General features: G+C 65.3%; 15 protein-coding genes. 5 read left to right on the top strand and 10 right to left on the bottom strand.

What is annotated here, in order from left to right:
* Positions 1-403 precede the first annotated feature (403 nt).
* Positions 404-637 carry a TRIC cation channel family protein gene (locus AC1DW9_RS03890; RefSeq protein WP_476775936.1) on the bottom strand — a complete coding sequence of 78 codons (234 nt, stop codon included), beginning with the start codon at positions 635-637 and terminating at the stop codon, positions 404-406.
* Positions 638-784: 147 nt separating this feature from the next.
* On the opposite strand from AC1DW9_RS03890, the gene AC1DW9_RS03885 reads away from it, so the two are divergent.
* On the top strand, positions 785-1,123 hold the full coding sequence (locus tag AC1DW9_RS03885) for a carboxymuconolactone decarboxylase family protein (protein WP_441507394.1): 339 nt from the start codon (positions 785-787) through the stop codon (positions 1,121-1,123).
* Between the two features lie 203 nt (positions 1,124-1,326).
* Here AC1DW9_RS03885 and AC1DW9_RS03880 read toward each other — a convergent pair whose 3' ends face one another.
* The gene (locus tag AC1DW9_RS03880) at positions 1,327-2,394 is read right to left on the bottom strand and encodes an NAD/NADP octopine/nopaline dehydrogenase family protein (protein ID WP_476775935.1); all 1,068 of its coding nucleotides are present in this window, start codon (positions 2,392-2,394) and stop codon (positions 1,327-1,329) included.
* 211 nt (positions 2,395-2,605) lie between these two features.
* On the opposite strand from AC1DW9_RS03880, the gene AC1DW9_RS03875 reads away from it, so the two are divergent.
* Positions 2,606-3,532: a LysR substrate-binding domain-containing protein gene (locus AC1DW9_RS03875; RefSeq protein WP_441507396.1), complete on the top strand. Its 927-nt coding sequence runs from the start codon at positions 2,606-2,608 to the stop codon at positions 3,530-3,532.
* On the opposite strand, the gene AC1DW9_RS03870 is transcribed toward AC1DW9_RS03875, so the two are convergent.
* The 3 genes from AC1DW9_RS03870 to AC1DW9_RS03860 all read right to left on the bottom strand — a co-directional run bounded on the left by AC1DW9_RS03870 (position 3,510) and on the right by AC1DW9_RS03860 (position 6,954).
* The gene (locus tag AC1DW9_RS03870) at positions 3,510-5,069 is read right to left on the bottom strand and encodes an ABC transporter substrate-binding protein (protein WP_476775934.1); all 1,560 of its coding nucleotides are present in this window, start codon (positions 5,067-5,069) and stop codon (positions 3,510-3,512) included. The two genes, AC1DW9_RS03875 and AC1DW9_RS03870, sit on opposite strands and share 23 nt — an antisense overlap.
* Before the next feature lie 74 nt (positions 5,070-5,143).
* Positions 5,144-6,013 carry an ABC transporter permease gene (locus tag AC1DW9_RS03865; RefSeq protein WP_441507398.1) on the bottom strand — a complete coding sequence of 290 codons (870 nt, stop codon included), beginning with the start codon at positions 6,011-6,013 and terminating at the stop codon, positions 5,144-5,146.
* Positions 6,010-6,954, bottom strand: a complete 945-nt coding sequence (locus AC1DW9_RS03860) for an ABC transporter permease (RefSeq protein ID WP_441507399.1) — start codon at positions 6,952-6,954, stop codon at positions 6,010-6,012. Before AC1DW9_RS03860 ends, AC1DW9_RS03865 begins: the two co-directional genes overlap by 4 nt.
* A 473-nt stretch (positions 6,955-7,427) precedes the next feature.
* On the opposite strand from AC1DW9_RS03860, the gene AC1DW9_RS03855 reads away from it, so the two are divergent.
* The 3 genes from AC1DW9_RS03855 to purU all read left to right on the top strand — a co-directional run bounded on the left by AC1DW9_RS03855 (position 7,428) and on the right by purU (position 11,608).
* Complete coding sequence (locus AC1DW9_RS03855) at positions 7,428-8,198, top strand: DeoR/GlpR family DNA-binding transcription regulator (protein WP_441507400.1); 771 nt, start codon at positions 7,428-7,430, stop codon at positions 8,196-8,198.
* A 73-nt stretch (positions 8,199-8,271) separates the two neighbouring features.
* Entirely contained in the window at positions 8,272-10,701 is a 2,430-nt protein-coding gene (locus tag AC1DW9_RS03850; protein ID WP_476855033.1) for a GcvT family protein, read from the top strand.
* 4 nt (positions 10,702-10,705) lie between these two features.
* Positions 10,706-11,608 carry a formyltetrahydrofolate deformylase gene (purU, locus tag AC1DW9_RS03845; protein ID WP_441507402.1) on the top strand — a complete coding sequence of 301 codons (903 nt, stop codon included), beginning with the start codon at positions 10,706-10,708 and terminating at the stop codon, positions 11,606-11,608.
* Between the two features lie 338 nt (positions 11,609-11,946).
* Here the strand turns inward: purU and AC1DW9_RS03840 are convergent, their stop codons facing one another.
* The 5 genes from AC1DW9_RS03840 to AC1DW9_RS03820 all read right to left on the bottom strand — a co-directional run.
* Positions 11,947-13,611 (bottom strand): Na/Pi cotransporter family protein, encoded by a 1,665-nt coding sequence (locus AC1DW9_RS03840; RefSeq protein WP_476775933.1) that lies wholly within the window; start codon positions 13,609-13,611, stop codon positions 11,947-11,949.
* 185 nt (positions 13,612-13,796) lie between these two features.
* Complete coding sequence (locus tag AC1DW9_RS03835) at positions 13,797-15,512, bottom strand: putative 2-aminoethylphosphonate ABC transporter permease subunit (RefSeq protein ID WP_441509087.1); 1,716 nt, start codon at positions 15,510-15,512, stop codon at positions 13,797-13,799.
* Complete coding sequence (locus tag AC1DW9_RS03830; protein WP_441509086.1) at positions 15,509-16,600, bottom strand: putative 2-aminoethylphosphonate ABC transporter ATP-binding protein; 1,092 nt, start codon at positions 16,598-16,600, stop codon at positions 15,509-15,511. Before AC1DW9_RS03830 ends, AC1DW9_RS03835 begins: the two co-directional genes overlap by 4 nt.
* A 156-nt stretch (positions 16,601-16,756) precedes the next feature.
* Positions 16,757-17,776: a putative 2-aminoethylphosphonate ABC transporter substrate-binding protein gene (locus tag AC1DW9_RS03825; RefSeq protein WP_441509085.1), complete on the bottom strand. Its 1,020-nt coding sequence runs from the start codon at positions 17,774-17,776 to the stop codon at positions 16,757-16,759.
* Positions 17,777-17,878: 102 nt separating this feature from the next.
* Positions 17,879-18,037, bottom strand: a 159-nt coding sequence (locus AC1DW9_RS03820; RefSeq protein ID WP_476855047.1) for an aldehyde dehydrogenase family protein, incomplete at its 5' end; no start/stop codon positions are given.

Below are 18,037 nucleotides of genomic sequence, written 5' to 3'. Positions count from 1 at the left end.
GAGGAATGTCTGAATGGGTTGCCGCTCTGTGTGACCTGCGCAACCCGCGGTACGCGGGAATGCCAGCCTCTGCCCGGACCGGGCCGCGACGCAGCCGGGTCGGGGTCAGTCCCCTGTGATGGGGCACTCCCGCTCGAAGTGAAGAGTGAGGACGTCGATCCGCATATCACCTACGTGGAATGTCGCCGTGGGGAAGTCAAGGGAGCCGATATCGGACGTGAGTAAGTCATATCCGTCCCGTCAAATGATATTTGACGAGACGATGCTCTTGTGATGTCGATCTGCGGCGCTTTCTATTGCAAAGGTCATCCAAAAATATTCTTCTATAAGGCGATATTATTTTTTAAAACGCTGAGTTCTCGGCATCAGCAAGTTCACGACCCTCTCTCATCTCCAGAGGCATCTATTGTCGCGCGCCCTCGCGCGGAGAGGTGGCAATCGGCAACCGCCAACCATGTCTCATCGCCATGGAGCGAAGCCCGAGACATAAAGCCGCTCCGGCCAGGGCCGAGGCGCCATGGGAAAAACCAATTTGATCACCGATGACGACGATGGACGCGCCGGCGAGTGCCGCAACGGCATATAGATTCGATCGCAATACCTGTGGAATCTCAGCGAGAAGGACGTCGCGCGTCATGCCCCCGCCGATATCGGCCAACATCCGCGCGGGGATTGCCAATTGCCGCTGATGGTTGCGGCAATTCTTGGGCGAATCCCGCACCAGCAGTTATAGATGGCGTATTTCGGGAGTGGCCCGGAACGACAAGTGCGAGTGACCGATACAATGCTGATCAGCAACGCTTTCAAGACCTTCCTCCAGGAAGCGCCGGTGCATCAGAGCGTGTGGCTCGAGGCTGTGCAAAAACTCGGCGCGGCATCGCAGCTCGATCGGAAGACGGCCGCCTTGGTCTATATCGGCATTCTCGCAGCCGTTCGTTTGGAGAGCGGACTTGCTTTCCACGTCGCCGAAGCGAAAGCGTTCGGCGCGAGCAGAGAAGAGGTGATCAGCGCGATTCTCGCAGGGATGCCCGCCGTCGGTAATATCGTGATCCAAGCTCTACCGGTGGCGCTCGAAGCTTTTGATCAGGCCGTGCCAAATTCGGTGGGTCATTCCGAGGGGTAATGATGGTTTCCAAAATCGGAACCCTGGACACGTGAGGAGCTTGAGAAGCTCAAGTTGCTCGCCGAGACGGGCATCGCACTGAAGGCGATTTCAAAAGCGACGACTCGCAGAATGGCCAATCAAGTCAGGGGCGGCGGCAGACATCAGTATTGTCTGCTGCCGAAATTTACCGGGTGCGGACGTCTTGAATGCCGGCGGGACAATTAGCCATTCCGAAGCTCATGGTGCAGCTCTGCAGGGCTCAGCGCCGCGAGACCGAGCGCCGGCAGGAGGTCGTTCTCGGCCCGGAAATCACGAGCGGCGATTGCGTCGAACAGGGCAATCCCGGCTTGATGGACCGGCAGGGGCAGTCCGCAGATCGCACCGAGGAATTCGAGGGGAACCAGGCCGAACGGCACATCCTCGGTGATGAAGCGCGTATCGAGCGTCTTGGGCCCGGCCAGCTCCGGCCGCAGGCGATAGACCGCTGCAGCCATGTCTCCGACCGGGCCGGGCTCGACGCCAAAGGACAGCGCATAATGCTCCTGCACGCTGCGCACGCTGAGGCCGAAGGCGTTGGCCAGGGCCAGCCTTTCAGTGTCGAGAGCCTCGATGATGCGCCCGACCCCGGAGGTGATCGAGCCGTAATTCGGCCAGTCCTCGCCGCGTTCCGCCCGCGTCAAATTGCCGAGCATGTTGGCCATATGCGCGGGCGGATTGAGGTTGCTGAGCATGATCGCCAGCAGGTCCTCGCGCGGCTGGAAGCGATGCCCGAACAGTGCTTCGCAGAGTGCCAGTCCGGCTGCGCTATGCCGAACGGGCAGGGTGGCGACGTCCAGCCGCTTGCGGATGCCGGAGACATGCACGCTGCGGGGGCCGCTCTTCCGAGCGGTCAGGGCCGTGGTCGCCCAGGCGGCGATCGGAAGCTCCAATCCGCGCCGCTCCAGCAGGCGATGCAGATAGAGCGCCGCAAACGAGCAATGGGCGCTGAAGATGACGGCCTGACCTTCTCGCAGATGCGCCGCGAGTGCATCGCACACCTTGCGGAAACCGTTGGCCTGCACGGCGATGATCACCGCATCCGCGCCGGCCACGGCCTCGGCGCAGCTCCGTGCCACGGCGAGCGGAAACTCCCCTTCGATCTTACCCGTCACGGACAGCAGCGCCGCCCCTGCGAATTCGGCCTGGGCCGCCCCGCTCGGCGACAAGAGCACGGGGTGGTGGCCATGGGTCGACAGGTAGGCGGCATAGCCGCGCCCGATTCCGCCCGAGCCGATGATGGCGACACGCATCTGATTATTCCAATGTGATCGAATGAAACGAGACGGCCCGGCCCATGCCTGTGCCGGGCGCGGATGGGCATGGAAGATCGGCAGCGCGATCCCAAGCCGCGTGGAAACCAGCCTCGGCGTTGACCTTCAGAGCCGAAACCCATTCTTCTGGCGGCAGGGATTCGCGCCGGCCCGCTCCGGACGGAGCGCTGGAAGGCAACGAGGCGAGGCGATGAAGCGGCCCCTGCAGCTCAGGCAAATCGAGGCCTTCAAGGCCGTCGTGGAGACGGGATCGGTGACGGCGGCCGCCAATGTCCTCGGCATCTCGCAGCCCTCCGTCAGCAAGCTCATCTCCCATCTCGAAGAGGATGCGGGCCTGCAGTTGTTCGAGCGCCTGCGCGGGCGCCTGGTCCCTTCGGAGAGGGGCATCCGCCTCTACGAGGAGGTCGACAGGACCTTCGCAGGCTTGCGGCAGATCGAGCGCGCCATCGATTCCATCCAGCGCGAAGACATCGGCCAATTGTCCGTCGGCGTGCTTCCGGCCTTGACGGGCCACCTGACGCAGCAGGCCACCAGCCGGTTCCTCGCGAAGCATCCGGACGCCTATGTGTCGATCCTGGGCCGCAGCTCGCAGGTCGTGATCGACTGGCTCGTCAGACGGCAGATCGATGTCGGCATCGTCAGCGCGCCGATGGAGAACCCGTATCTGAATGCGGTTCCGCTGACGACGCATCCGCTCGTCTGCATCATGCCGCGCGGCCATAGCCTCGCCAGCAAGCATGTCGTCACTCCTCAGGATATCGCGGGGACTCCGTTCATCGCCCTGGCGTCGGAGAACAAGACGAGGGTGCAGATCGAAGCCAGGCTGGCCGAGCACCGCGTCCAGCCCCGTATCGTTGCCGATGCGAACCTGACCGGCACGATCTGCGAGCTCGTCGCCTCGGGGCTGGGGATCTCGATCCTCGATCCGGTGTTCGCCCACGCGGTCCGTGACCGCGTGGAGATCCGGCGCCTTTCCTTCAAGATCGAGACCGACCTTTGGCTCTGTTACCCACGCGAGGCGCGAAACAAGATCTTCGTGGAGACCTTCCTTCGCGTTGCGCAGGAGGCGATCGCGGCCATGATGGGCGAGGTCTTCAACGTTCTGCCAGGGTCGTGACCTCGGTGATCGGCAGCGACAGGTTCAAGGCGCCCTTGAGCGGATAGCCATAGTCGACCTTGCTGCTGCGCCCCCAGACCTGGAGGATGTCGTTGATCGGCACCGAGCAGACATCCTCGTGGATCTTGCGCTGCGCCTCATGCCAGAGGGCGATCTGCTTCGCCTGATCGGGCTCGTGCCTCGCGGCGTCGATCTCGGCATCGGCGACCGCGCAATGGGAGAAATTGGCCACCGCAGTCGGTTTGCCCACCGCCGATTTCGAGGCGTAGAACTCCGACAGATAGGTATCGGCCACCGGGAAGCGGGCCGCGCCGTAAAAGACCAGGGCGCTCGCATTCTTGCGGATCTGGTCGTGATAGGTCGGATGGTCGACCACGTTGAGCTCAAGCTTGATGCCGACCTTGGCCAACTGGGCCTGGATGATCTCCATGGCCGGCAGATGGGCCGAGATGTTGGAGGTGGTCGCCCGGATCGTGACGCCGTTGGGATGTCCCGCTTCCTTCAGCAGGGCGGCCGCCTTGGCCGGATCGAACGTGTAGGCACCATAGGAGCAATCCGAGCCGAGATAGCCGTCCGGCACGACCGAGCAGCCGCGCGGGCCGACATCGACGCCGACGAAGCGCTCGATCTGGGCCGTGTCGATGGCATGGGCGAGTGCCTGCCGCACGCGAAGGTCGTCCAGCGGCGCGACCGTGCGGTTGATGTGGAGGGTGCGGTATTCGCCAGGCCGGAAGATGTCGACGACGACATTACCGCGACGGCGGGCCTGATCGACCCATTTCTGCTCGCGCTTGGCGTAGAAGATGTCGAGCTCGCCCGAGGAATAGGCCAGTTCGCGGCTGCTGTCGGACGGGATGAAGCGGTAGTCGATGCCGTCGATCTTCGGCTGGCCGCGGAAATAGGCCGTGTTGGCGGCGAGCTTCACGCGCTGCTGCGTGATGTGCTCGACGAAGCTGAACGGCCCGGTGCCGACGGGGCTGGTGGCGAAGCGGTTGCCCAGCGCCTCGACCGCCTTGCGGCTGACGATGTATCCGCCGCGATAATTGCTGACCAGATTGAGGAAAGACGCGTCCGGCTCGCGCAGCGTGACCTTCACTGTATGGCTATCGAGGGCCTCGACGCCGACCATATTGGCGAGGCTTGCTGCGAAGGTGGAGGTGTCGCGGCTGGCGGCGCGTTTCAGCGAGAAGGCCACGTCGTCGGCCGTCAGCTCGCCCCAGTCGCCATGGAACTTGACGTTGCGGCGCAAGTGGAACGTCCAGGCCGTCTTGTCGTCCGAGGCCTCCCAGCGCTCGGCAAGGTCGGGTTCGAGATCGGCGGAGTCCGCACTGCCGGGCTTGAAGCGGACCAGGCCGTTGAAGATCCATGCGACGACGGACTGATCCGTCGTCGACACGGCGCGGTGCGGGTCCAGCGTCGCGATGTCCGTGCCGTTGGGGCTGATGCGCAGCACGGCGGCCTGAGAGGGGGCCTGCAAGGGCGCGACCGAGAAGGCTGCGGCCGTCGCCAGCGTCACGGCCATGATCCGGGCTTTCATTCCTGTCGTCCTCCTAGGTCTTGCAATGGGTGCCGCCGGTCGCCGGGCGCGGTTCTTCTGCGTGGCGGCTTCGGTCATCGGGACTGGGTCCGTGGGTCGGAGGCATCGCGCAGGGCGTCGCCGAGCAGATTGAGCGCCAGCACGGTCACCAGGATGGCCAGGCTCGGAAACACCGCGAGCCACCAAGCGTCGAGGATGTTCTCGAAGCCCTCGCGGATCATGCCGCCCCAGGTCGCGGTGGGCGGGGGAACGCCGAGCCCGATGAAGCTGAGGGACGCCTCCGTGCGGATCGCCGACGCCAGCCAGAGCGAGCTCATCACGACCACGTCCGACATCATGTTCGGCAGGATATGGCGCGTCATGATCCGGACCGGTCCGCAGCCATAGGAGCGGCAGGCCTCGACGAAATCGCGCTCGCGCAGCGAGATGGTCGGAGCCCGCGCGACCCGGGCAAAGGGCGCGATCTCGGTGACCGCGATCGCGATGATCAGGTTTTCCAGGCTGGCGCCCAGCATGGCGGCGATCATCAGGCCAAGCAGCAGGGTCGGGAAGGCGAGCATGACATCGAGCACGCCCATCACGATCTGATCGAACAGGCCGCCGATATAGCCGGAAATCACGCCGATCGTCGTCCCGACCAGCATGGCGACCAGGATCGCGGCGAAGCCGACGAAGAGCGAGACCCTTGCCCCGTAGATCAGGCGGGACAGGACATCGCGGCCAAAGCTGTCGGTGCCGAGCCAGTATTCGGCGGAGGGCGGTTCGAGGCGGGCGGCGATGTTCTGTTCGAGCGGGTCGTAAGGCGCGAGCCAGGGGGCGAGCAGCGCGACCAGGACGATCAGCGCCAGCAGGGCGAGCCCGATCCAGGCCAGCCTGTTCTGCGAGAGCGCCAGCCACAGGCGGCCGGGCCTGCTTTCCAGGGAAGGAGCCGCAGCGGCGCTCATGAGTATTTCACCCTGGGATCGACGAGGCCATAGGCCAGGTCCGTCAGCGTGTTCACGGCGATGACGCTGATGGCGAAGATGATCATCAGCCCCTGAAGCAGCGTGTAGTCGCGCGAGTTGAGAGCGCCGAGGATCAGCTTCCCCAGCCCGGGGCGGTTGAAGATGATCTCGGTCAGGACCGAATTGCCGATCAGGGTGCCGAAATAGAGACCGACCACGGTGATGATCGGGATCAGGCTGTTGCGCAGCGCGTGCCGGGCGACGAGCCGGACCGGGCCGACTCCTTTGGCGCGGGCGGTGCGGATGTAATCCTCGGTGAGGACACCCAGCATCGCAGCGCGCGTCACCCGCATGACATAGGCGGTCATGATCAACCCGAGATTGAGCGCCGGCAGCGCCAGGCCCCGCAGGTGCTCGGCGAAGCTCTGACGGCCGCCGGAACCGCCGAGCACGGGGAACCAGCCGAGCTGGATCGCGAATACGATCAGCATCAGGATGCCGGAGACGAAGGCGGGAAAGGACAGGCCGATCAGCGAGACGACGCGTGAGACGTAGTCGAGCCAGCCGTTGCGGCTCAGTGCCGCCGCCACGCCCAGAGGCAGGCCGAAGAGGAGGCCGATCACGATCGCGGCTGCCGTCAGCTCGATCGTCGACGGCAGCACCTGCCTGACTTCCTCGATGACGCTGCGACCGCTGCTCAACGACTGGCCGAGATCGCCGCGGGCGACGTTAAGCAGGAACGAGACGTATTGGACGTAGACCGGCTGGTCGAGACCGAGCTTCGCCCGGAGCGCGGCGAGCGAGGCCGCACTGGCCTGGTCGCCGAGAACGACCTGCGCGGCATCGCCGGGAACCATCCGGACGAGGACGAAGATCGCCGTCAACATGACCAGCAACGTCGGGATGGCGAACAGCAGGCGCCTGAGGACGAAGCCCGTCATGGCGATGGATCGATCTCGGTCGAAGGCTGCGACCTGGTGGAAAACAGCGGTCCGCGCCCCGGTCGCGAGAGCAAGGCCACGTCTTGAATCGCTCCGATGGTGCCCGGAAAATGCATGAGGCTTAGCGGCCCGGCCCATCGGGAAGAACACGCCCTTGGCGCATGCCCGTTCGTGATCAGCGGTTCCAAAATCGATCCATACCTGAGCTTGCACCGTGTCAGCGAACTTTGGAGGGGAGTCGATTATTCGTCAAAGTCGTTTTTCTGCCTAAGCCATTCTGCAAAGCTATGGCATCCGCGCGGTGTCTTCTGCCTTGGCGGCCACTCTCCACATCAGCCGGATCGTGATTCAGCGTGTCCGGCCGGGCCACAGTGGAACCCGGCCATCCCCGTTCGATTGCCAAGCGCGAATCGACGACATGTGGCAGATTGGGACGGCTTCTTCCGCCGACCAGGATTTTTGGCTCCGTTTCCATGACCCGCGACATCGCTGCGCGACGGCATCGCATCATCCTCGACAGTCTCGAACGACAGGAATCGATCAGCGTCGAGGAACTGGCCCTGTCGCTCGACGTCTCCCGCGAGACGATCCGGCGCGACCTCAAGGCCTTGTCGGCCGAGGGGCTGCTCGCTGTCGTTCATGGCGGAGCGATCCGGGCCGAGCGTTCGGAAGCCTCCTTCGCCAGCCGCCGGACCGTGAACCGCGCAGGCAAGGACCTGATCGCCATGCTCGCCGCCTCCATGCTGGGCGACGGCATGACCATTCTGCTCGATTCCGGCACCACGACCGAGGCCGTGGTGCGCGCGCTGGCGCGGTCGGACCGGAAGCGGCTGGTCGTGCATACCACCTCGCTCGAGAATGCGCGGCTGGCCAGCCGGCTGCCGGGCGCCCGCGTCTTCCTGATCGGTGGCGAATTCGACCCCAACGAGGATGCGACCTCGGGCACGGAGGCCCTGCGGGCGATCGGGCGCCTTTCGGCGGATGTCTCCTTCGTCAGCGTCGGCGGTGTCGACATGGAAGGGCGGCTGACCGACTACACGCGCGCCGGAGCGGCCATCCGAAGCGCTCTCCTGAACGCGGCGGAGCAAGGCTTCCTGATGGCCGACAGCAGCAAGTTCGGCCTCGTCCTTCCCAGCCGGATCGGCGGCGACGAGGCTTGCGCGGGACTGCTGGTCGACCGGCTTCCGCCGGACCCGATCGCGGCGAACCTGACCAGGAACGGAGTGCGCCTGCTCGTTTCCTGATTTTGCCCGTTTTGTGGTTTTTTGTTGTTTTGTGGATTTTGCCTGCTAGGCTGCCTCCATCGCGGAGGCGCTCATGTCCATTCCCACCCACTCTCGTGTCGTCATCATCGGCGGCGGTATCGTCGGCTGCTCCGTCGCCTATCATCTGACCAAGCTCGGCTGGCGCGATGTGCTCCTGCTCGAGCAGGGGCGCCTGTCCTCGGGCACCACCTGGCACGCGGCCGGCCTGGTCGGGCAGCTGCGCAGCCAGTCGAGCATGACGCGCCTGATCCGCTATTCCACCGAGCTCTACGCTTCGCTCGAGCAGGAGACCGAGCTCGCCACCGGCTGGAAACGCTGCGGCTCGGTTTCGGTCGCTCGCACGCCCGAACGCATGACACAGCTGCGCCGGACCATTTCGGCGGCGCGCGCTCAAGGGGTGGAGATCGAGGAGCTGAGCCCGAAGGAGGCCGGCGAGAAATGGCCGGTGATGCGCACCGACGATCTCGTCGGCGGCGTCTGGCTCCCCGGCGACGGCAAGGCGAACCCGTCCGACATCACCCAGGCGCTGGCGCGCGGCGCCCGTAGCCGCGGCGCAATCGTGCGCGAGGGGATCCGCGTGACCGGCATCGAGACGGAGAAGGGCCGGGTGAGGGCGGTGCAGACCGATCAGGGCCGGGTCGAATGCGAGGTCCTGGTCATCTGCGCGGGACAATGGTCACGCGCGGTCGGGCAGATGTGCGGCGTGTCCGTGCCACTGCATTCGGCCGAGCACATGTACATCGTCACCGGCAAAATCGAGGGCGTGACGCCGGACCTGCCGGTGATGCGCGATCCCGATGGCTACACCTACTACAAGGAGGAGGTCGGCGGCCTGGTGATGGGCGGSTTCGAGCCCGASGCGAAACCCTGGGGCATGGACGGCATCCCCTATCCGTTCGAGTTCCAGCTCCTGCCCGATGACTGGGACCAGTTCGCCATCCTGATGGAAAACGCGCTGCAGCGCGTGCCGGCCCTGGAGACGGCCGAGATCAAGACCTTCCTCAACGGTCCCGAGAGCTTCACGCCGGACAACAATTTCCTTCTGGGCGAGGCTCCGGAAGTGGCGGGTGTCTATATCGGCGCCGGCTTCAACTCGATGGGGATCGCCTCTGCCGGCGGCGCCGGCAGCGCGCTGGCCGAATGGATCGTCGCGGGCGAGGCCACGAGCGATCTCTGGCCCGTCGACATTCGCCGCTTCGCGAGCTTCAACAACAATCCGGCTTGGCTGAAGGATCGCATCAAGGAGACGCTTGGCCTTCACTACGCCATGCCCTGGCCGAACCGCGAACTCGATACCGCAAGGCCCTTCCGCCGCTCGCCGCTCTATGAGCGCCTGGCCGCCAAACAGGCTGTCTTCGGCTCCAAGATGGGGTGGGAGCGCGCGAATTATTTCGCCCGCACCGAGGATGAGCGCACGATCCGCTATTCCTTCGGGCAGCAGAACTGGTTCGAAACGGTCGCTGCGGAGCATCGAGCCTGCCGCGAGACGGCGGGGCTCGTGGACATGAGCAGCTTCGCCAAATTCCTGCTGCAGGGTCCGCAGGCCGAAGCGGCCTTGCAGCGCCTCTCCGCCAACGATGTCGCGGTTCCGGTGGGCAGCTCGGTCTACACGGCCTTGCTCAACGCGCGCGGCACCTTCGAAAGCGACCTCACGGCCGCCCGCATTGCGCCCGACACCTACCTGCTTCTGACCGGCACCGCCCAGGTGACGCGCGACGCGCACTGGATCAGGCGCCAGCTCCCGGAGGGAGCGACGCTGACGGACGTGACATCGGCCTATGCCGTGCTCTCGCTGGCCGGCCCGAAGGTCGTCGAGATCCTCGCTCGCGTCTCGCCCGTCTCCTTCGATCCCGTCGATTTCCCCGCCAACGCGATCCGGCAGATCACCATCGGTTATGCCACGACCTGGGCTTGCCGCCGCTCCTATCTGGGGGAGGGCTTCGAACTCTACGTGCCCGCGGAATTCGCAGCCGCGATCTACGATCTGCTGCACGCGGCCGGAGCCGATCTCGGGCTTGTCGATGTCGGATATTATGCGGTCGACTCGCTGCGCATCGAGAAGGGCTTCCGCGCCTGGGGACGCGAGCTGACGCCCGACATCAATCCCTACGAGGCCGGCCTCGGCTTCGCGGTGAAGCTGAACAAGGGCGATTTCATCGGCCGCGACGCCCTCACCATTGCCCGCGCGGCGCCGCGCACCAAGCGGCTGGTCGCGCTTGTCGGCCCCCGTCCGAACGGTCAGATGGCCTGGGGCGGCGAGGCGATCCTGGCCGATGGCAGGCCGGTCGGCGAGATCACCTCCGCGGCCTTCGGCGCAACCCTCGGCGGAATCGTCGCACTCGGCTGGGCCCAAAGTCACGAGCCGATCGACCAGGCCTGGCTCGACGCGCGCAACTGGACGATCGATCTCGCGGGCACGGCGATCCCCGTGACGGCGAGCCTCGCCGCACCGCTCGACCGCGGGCAGGCGCGCGGAGCCTGAGGGGATGACCGATCTCACGCCGCTGGCCCCCGCCATTCCCAGGGATATCGTCCTGCGCACGCCCGCCCGTGTCCTCAACCTCGCCTGCGAGGATCGGCCGGGAATCGTGCATGCCGTCAGCGGCGTGCTCTATCGGCACGCCTGCAACATCCTGGAAAGCGCGCAGTTCAGCGATCCGCGCGATGCCCGCTTCTTCATGCGCGTCGCCTTCGCCGCCGGCGACCGCTTCGACGACACGGCGTTCCGGCGTGAGTTCGACGGCGTGGCCGGCACCTTTCAGATGAGCTGGGACGCGGTCGATACGGCCCGTCCGGCCCGCGTCCTGCTGATGGTGTCACGCTTTGGCCATTGCCTGAACGATCTGCTCTTCCGCCAGGCGACGGGGAACCTCAACATCACGATTCCCGCGATCGTCTCGAACCACCGGGATTTCGAGCCGCTGGCGCAGAATTACGGCATCCCGTTCCACTATCTGCCGGTCACGGCGGAGACCAAGGCAGAGCAGGAGGCAAGGCTGCTGGAGTTGGTGGCGCAGACCGATGCGTCGCTCGTCGTGCTCGCCCGCTATATGCAGGTGCTCTCCAACGATCTCTGCCGCGCGCTCGACGGACGGGCGATCAACATCCACCATTCCTTCCTGCCGAGCTTCAAGGGCGCCAAGCCCTACCATCAGGCCTATGACCGCGGCGTGAAGCTGATCGGCGCGACGGCCCATTACGTCACCCCGGATCTCGACGAAGGCCCGATCATCGACCAGGACGTCGCGCGCGCCGATCATTCGCTCGCTCCCGACGATCTCGTCAGCGTCGGGCGTGACATCGAGGCGGTCGTCCTGGCACGCGCGCTGCGCCTGCATATCGAGCGGCGGGTGATGCTGGCCGGCCGCCGGACCGTCATCTTCCGCTAGAGCGTCGGCCCGAAAAGTGGATTGCGGTTTTCGGGGCAAAGCCGATGCAAAGACAAAGGGTTAGATCATCGGTCTGGATACGATATCCGGTCCGATGATCTAGAGCGTTTCCGGTGAAAATCGGATTCACCTGCAATCCCTTAGCTCTTTGTCTTCACGCAATTCCGGAGGCAAAGCCGCGACGCAGTCTTGCTGGCATTGCTCCAGGAGCCCCTCCATCACGCCCGTTCCGGGCGTCGGCGGTCCGGTAACGGTCACCATGCTGCTTGTGAACACGGTGGAGTGCGGGAACAGGATGATTTCATCGCACCCGAAGAGTGGGCAAGCCGCAAGTGCGCTCACTCGGCCGCCCGCATCAGGCGGCTTCCCATCAGGGCTCCCCGCTGTTCGAGAAGTCCGTGCACGGTGGCGGCGATATGGGCGTCGATGCGCTTCAGATCGCGCGCGATATCAAGCTGGAGCGCGCTGACGATCACCGCTTCGCGGCTGCCGGTGCGCATCTCGGCGAGATGGGCCTCGATCGCTTCCCGCTCCAGTTCGCGGAAGGTTTCCTTCTCGCGCACGATCCGGCGCGCGGTGGCTTCGTCCTGCGAGATGAAGACCGTGAGCGCCAGGCGCAGGTGATCGCGCAACCGGTCATGGGTATCGGCGATGCGGGCAAGCGCGTCCTCGGGCAACCGGCGCTGGTCGCGGATGCGCTTGCCGGCCATCTGCATCAGGTTCTTCTCGATGATGTCGCCGATATGCTCGAGATTGATCGCCAATGTCAGCACCTCCGAGAGCCGGTGCTCGTCGGATTGCGACAGCGTCTCATGCGCGATCGCGCCGACATAGAGCTGGATCTGGTTATAGAGGTTGTCGAGCACGTCGTCGGCACGGCTGACCTCGGCCACCCGGGCCGGATCGTCGCCCTCGAACGCCATCAGCGACGTCTTCAGCATCCCGTCGACGACATCGGCCATATGCAGCACCTCGCGGGTCGCATTGGCGAGCGCGAGCGTCGGCGTGGTGAGCGCTGCGGCATCGAGATAGCGCGGGCGCGAGGGGTCGGCTTCCGGCGCGGGATCGGGCAGCAGGCGTGTCAGAATGCCCGCGAAAGCCGGCAGCGGGACAAGGAAGAGCACAGCCATCACGATGTTGAAGGCAAGGTGGAACAGCGCCGCCGATTGCGCCGGATGGCTCGCGAACCGCTGCACGACCGGTGTCAGCACGGGCAGAAGCAGCAGGCCGGCCGTGCAGCCCAGGATGCGGTTGGCGAGGTTGCCCACCGGCACGCGCCTGGCCGCGGCATTCCCGTTCATGGCCTGAACCAGGGGATTGAGCGCCGTGCCGAGATTGCAGCCCATCACCATCGCCAGCATGGTCTGGGTTCCCACGACCCCGGTCGCGGCAAGGCTCATCACGACCAGAATCGCCGCAAGCGAGGAATGGGCGGCAAAGCTGAGCACCGCGGCCAGGAGCAGGGCGATCAGCGGATCGCCCGAGAGCGCGCCGAGAACCGCGCGCAGCACCTGCGAGTGCTCGACCGGCGCCATGGTGGCCTGCATCAGGCGAAGCGACAGCAGCATCAGGCCCAGCCCGAACAGCGCCTTCGCCATTTCATTGGCGGCCAACCGGCCGAAGCGGCGCATGCCGAGATAGCCGACGAGGAGCAGGAGCGGCACCATCATGCTGGTGTCGAAGCCGACGAACTGGACGATCAGCGTCGTCCCGACATTGGCGCCGAGCATCATCGCCAGGGCCGGCGCCAGCGCGATCAAACCGGCGCCGGAGAACGAGGCGATCATCATCGCGGTCGCCGTGCTGGATTGCAGGCCGGCCGTCACCATGAGACCCGCGCCGAAGGCCCGCCAGCGACTGTCGAGACCTGTCGCCAGCAACGCGCGCAAGCGGCTGCCGAAGGCGGCCGAAACGCCTGCCGTCACCAACTGCACGCTCCAGAGCAGCAGGGCGACCTCGCCGGCGAGCGCGAGCAGGATCTGGGTTGGCGTCTGCGCTGCCATGATCACGTTCTCCCGCGCGCCGCTAAACCATCGGCCCGAAAAGTGGATTGCAGTTTTCGGGAAGGCCGATGCGAACACAGAAAGGCTGGATCATCGGCCCGAAAAGTGGATTGCTGTTTTCGGGAAAGCCGATGCGCCACAGAAGGCTGGATCATCGGACCGGATACGATATCCGGCCCGATGATCTAGCGTTGCCGCCAGTGCTGCAGGCGGCCGAAGACCAGGCGGTCGAGGCCGGCATGGGCGAGTTTCACGGCAATGGCCGTGAACATGATGATGCTTGCCATGCCCGCCGCCGACGCCATGGCGCCGGCCTCATCCATATGGACGATCGCGATCGAGGCGAGCTTGGTGTCGGCGCCATAGAGGAAGATCACGGCGGAGACCGTGGTCAATGCGTTGACGAAGACATAGACGGCGATGTCGAGGATAGCCGGCATGCAGATCGGCGCCGTCACCCGGCGGAACGTCGACCAGAACGGCACCTTGAGCGAGGCGGAAACCGACTCGAACTCGCTGTCGAGCTGCTTCAGGCTCGTCAGCGCCGTGATGTGCCCGACCGTGTAGAAATGGGCGATGGTGTTGATCACGAGGATCGTCAGCGTCCCGTACAGGAAGCCGAGCGGATTCCAGCCCGCATTGAAGAAGAAGACATAGCCCAGGCCGAGCACCAGGCCGGGCACGGCCATCGGCAGCATGGCCAGGAACTGGGCGAAGGCGCGCAGCCGCGGGTAGAGCTTCACCTTCTCGATCAGATAGGCGCCGGTGAAGATCAGTGCCGTGCCGATCACCGCCGTCAGGGACGCGAGCAGCAACGAGTTGGCATAGGTCTTCCAGCCATCCGGCTCGACCGCGGCGAAGTTGTAATTGCTCAAGGTCAGGGACAGGTTGTAGGGCCAATACTTGACGAAGGAGCCCCAGAAGGCGATCGCGTAGGGGCTGACGATCGCGAAGGCGATCACGCCGACGAAGCCGAGCAGGGCGAGATCGCGGCGCCGGTCAGGGCGCGGCACATAGGGAACGGCGCGGGCCGAGAGCATGGCGCCCTGGCGCCGCTGCACCACGCGGTCGACGAAGAAGGCCAGCACCGCCGGCACCAGCAGGATGATGCCGACCACGGCGCCCATCGGGAAATTCTGCTGGCCGACGACCTGCTTGTAGGCATCGGTCGCCAGCACGTTGAACTGCCCGCCGATCACCTTGGGAATGCCGAAATCGGTGATGACCAGCGTGAAGACGACGAAGACGGCGCTGATCACGCCGTAGCGTGCGCCGGGAAGGGTGATCGTCCGGAAAATGCGCCAGCGCGAGGTGCCCATCGCGTCGGCCGCTTCGCGCAGCCGGCCGTCCGAAAGGGCGAGCGCCGTGACGAGGATCAGCATGGCGTGCGGAAAGCTGTAGAGCGTCTCCGCCGCGATGATGCCGACCGGGCCGTAGAGCGAGGCGCCCATCATCCAGGACTTGAGCAGTCCCTGGTTGCCGAAGACATAGATCAGCGCGAGGCCCGACAGCAGGGACGGCGCGAAGACAGGGATCATCGCCGCCGCATAGAAGACGCCCTTGGCGGGAATGCAGCTGCGGCGCAGCGCATAGGCGTAGAGGAAGGCGAGGGGCACCACGATGACCGTGGTCGTACTGGCGACCGCGAGGCTGTTGAGCAGCGAAAAGAACAGCGTCGGCGTCGTCGCATAGCTGACGAAATTTGCCAGGCCGACGAAGTTCCCGTGCGTATCCTCGAGACTCTTGGAGAGTAGCGCCCAGAGCGGCAGGGCGATGATCAGGACCAGGACCGCGCAGAGCGCGACGATCAGGACCCCGGCGACATGGCGCTCGCTAATCCGCACCGGCGATACCTTCACGGACGCATCGATCATCGTCAGCCGTGGTGCGAGGTCGCTCATCGTGCGCCCCCCGCAAAGACATGCAGGGCCTCGGGCGGAAAAGCGACGGTGCAGACCTGTCCCGCCGTGATGCCGAGATCGCGCATCGCATTGGTCGAGAAATCGGCCGCGATCCGGGTCGAACGGGAGCTGGTCGGCTCGAGATGCGCCCGGCAATAGGAGCCGAGGAAAGCGAGATCCCCGATCCGCGCCTCGAATCGGTTGGGCGTATCCTCACCGATGCTGCGGGTGCGAACCTCCTCCGGTCGCATGGCCAGCCGCACCGGCGTCCCCACGGCGAAGGGGGTGGCATTGGCGACGAGCAGGTCGAGCTCGTCGACACGGACCCGGCCCGGCCCGGTCACGATCGCATCCATGAAGGTCATGTGCCCGACGAAGTCGGCGACGAAGGGCGTGGCGGGGCGCCGGTAGATCTCTTCGGGCGTGCCGACCTGCTCGACTTCACCGTCCCGCATCACGACGATGCGGTCTGCCATCGCGAGCGCCTCCTCCTGGTCATGCGTCACCATGATCGTGGTCACGCCGAGCCGCTGCTGCAGCGAGCGCATTTCGTCGCGCAGGCGCACCCGGACCTTGGCGTCGAGGGCCGAAAGCGGCTCGTCGAGCAGCAGCAGCTCCGGCGAGGTGGCAAGCGCGCGCGCCAGCGCCACGCGCTGCTGCTGCCCGCCGGAAAGCTGGACCGGATATTTCTTGCCCTGCTCCGGCAGGCCGACGAGCGTCAGCAGCTCCTCGACGCGGCGCGCGATCTCGGCAGACGAGCGACGCCGGTTGACGAGGCCGTAGCCGATATTGTCGGTGACGGTGAGATTGGGGAAGAGCGCGTAGGACTGGAAGACGATCCCGAAGTCGCGCTCCGACGGGCTGGCCCGCGACACGTCGCGCCCGCCCATGAGGATGGTGCCGCCATCCTGCTGGTCGAGGCCGGCGATGGCCCGCAGCAATGTCGTCTTGCCGCAGCCCGACGGTCCGAGAAAGCAGACGAACTCGCCGCGGCGGATGTCGAGATCGATATCGTGCAACGCCCGGAACGCGCCGTAATTCTTGGCGAGGTCGCGGATCGAGAGAAACGGGGGCGCAGTCGTGGACATGATGCCGACCTTCATCTGAACAGGCAGTGATCAGGCTCGCCGGCAACGGCGAGGCCGCACTCTTGCGTGGTGCACGGACTTGCTTCGTGCACGGACTTGCGTCTTGCACAGACCACGCCGCCGGCCGCTCGCGCGGGCCGGCGGCGTGGCAAAGGCTCAGTTCTTCGGCGCCGACTTCGACTCGTAGCGCTTCGACCATTCGGCGAGCACGCGCTCGCGATTATCGGCCATCCAGCTGAGGTCGTTCTTGATCATCCCCGCTTCGGCATTGACGGGATAGTTGGCCGGCTTGTTCTCGACACCCGGCGCAGCCACGATGGCGTAGGTCTGCGAGTAGAGCTCGTTCGCCGCCTTGGTCGTCGACCAGTCGGCGATCTTCTTGGAGACGGCGAGGTTCTTGCTGCCCTTGACGATGGCGCTGGCTTCCATTTCCCAGCCCACGCCCTCCTTCGGAATCACGACCTCGATCGGTGCGCCCTTGGTTTTCTCGGACGCGCCGCGCATGTCGAGCGCCAGACCGATGGTGCGCTCGCCGCGGGCTGCCTGGACGCAAGGGGCGGAACCGGAATGGAGATAGGCGCCGATATTCTCGTGCAGCCCGTCCATGAACTTCCAGCCTTCGGCTTCGCCCATGCTCTGCAGCCAGCCGGCGACCATCAGATAGCCGGTGCCGGAGGAGGCCGGATGGGGCATCACGATCTTGCCCTTGAACGCCGGGTTGAGCAGGTCCTTCCACGAGGCCGGCACGGGCACGCCCTTGGCCTCGGCCGTATTGTAGCACACGACGCCGAGATAGGCGTCCATGCCGGTCCAAGTATAGGGGCTGTTGGGATCGCGGAAGACCGGCTTCAGCGCATCGGCGCCGGCCGGCTTGTAGGTTTCCAGCAGCCCGGCCTTCTCGAACATCAGCAGGCTGGACGCCGCGAGCCCCATCACCATATCAGCCCGCGGATTGTCCTTTTCGGCCAGGAAGCGGGCGGTGATGACGCCGGTGGAGTCGCGGACCCAGACCACCTCTGCGTCCGGCACGGCCTTCTCGATCGAGGCCTTGAACGGTCCGAGCTGGTCGTTCTCCAGTGCTGTGTAGATCGTTACCTTCGTCTTCTGCGCCAGGGCGACGCCGGGCAGTGCGAGCGCGAATGCCCCGATGACGCAGGAAGCAAGCCAGTTCTTCATCTTCTCATCCCCTCGTGGTGATCGATTAGAGCGCTCTTTCGGCGTTTTCCCCTGAGATCGTAAAACACAGGCGGATCGCTCCGCCTGTGCTGGTCTTCTTCGTCATGCGGTCCAGGGCAGGGACCAGGTCTTGACGTTGGTGAAGCTCTTCATGGCTTCGACGACGCCCTCCTTGTAGCCGAGGCCTGAATCCTTGATGCCGCCGAAGGGCGACATCTCGATGCGGTAGCCGGGAACCTCCCAGAGGTTGACGGTGCCGAC

This window comes from Allobosea sp. P4_E12 (genome assembly GCF_056401655.1).
The sequence above is the reverse complement of the archived record's forward strand: the minus strand, read 5'-3'. Positions and strand labels throughout refer to the sequence as shown.

Coding starts and splice junctions, on each gene's coding strand:
- AC1DW9_RS03890 (WP_476775936.1), bottom strand. CDS start 637: ATGACGCGCGACGTCCTTCTCGCTGAGATTCCACAGGTATTGCGATCG.
- AC1DW9_RS03885 (WP_441507394.1), top strand. CDS start 785: ATGCTGATCAGCAACGCTTTCAAGACCTTCCTCCAGGAAGCGCCGGTG.
- AC1DW9_RS03880 (WP_476775935.1), bottom strand. CDS start 2,394: ATGCGTGTCGCCATCATCGGCTCGGGCGGAATCGGGCGCGGCTATGCC.
- AC1DW9_RS03875 (WP_441507396.1), top strand. CDS start 2,606: ATGAAGCGGCCCCTGCAGCTCAGGCAAATCGAGGCCTTCAAGGCCGTC.
- AC1DW9_RS03870 (WP_476775934.1), bottom strand. CDS start 5,069: ATGAAAGCCCGGATCATGGCCGTGACGCTGGCGACGGCCGCAGCCTTC.
- AC1DW9_RS03865 (WP_441507398.1), bottom strand. CDS start 6,013: ATGAGCGCCGCTGCGGCTCCTTCCCTGGAAAGCAGGCCCGGCCGCCTG.
- AC1DW9_RS03860 (WP_441507399.1), bottom strand. CDS start 6,954: ATGACGGGCTTCGTCCTCAGGCGCCTGCTGTTCGCCATCCCGACGTTG.
- AC1DW9_RS03855 (WP_441507400.1), top strand. CDS start 7,428: ATGACCCGCGACATCGCTGCGCGACGGCATCGCATCATCCTCGACAGT.
- purU (WP_441507402.1), top strand. CDS start 10,706: ATGACCGATCTCACGCCGCTGGCCCCCGCCATTCCCAGGGATATCGTC.
- AC1DW9_RS03840 (WP_476775933.1), bottom strand. CDS start 13,611: ATGGCAGCGCAGACGCCAACCCAGATCCTGCTCGCGCTCGCCGGCGAG.
- AC1DW9_RS03835 (WP_441509087.1), bottom strand. CDS start 15,512: ATGAGCGACCTCGCACCACGGCTGACGATGATCGATGCGTCCGTGAAG.
- AC1DW9_RS03830 (WP_441509086.1), bottom strand. CDS start 16,600: ATGTCCACGACTGCGCCCCCGTTTCTCTCGATCCGCGACCTCGCCAAG.
- AC1DW9_RS03825 (WP_441509085.1), bottom strand. CDS start 17,776: ATGAAGAACTGGCTTGCTTCCTGCGTCATCGGGGCATTCGCGCTCGCA.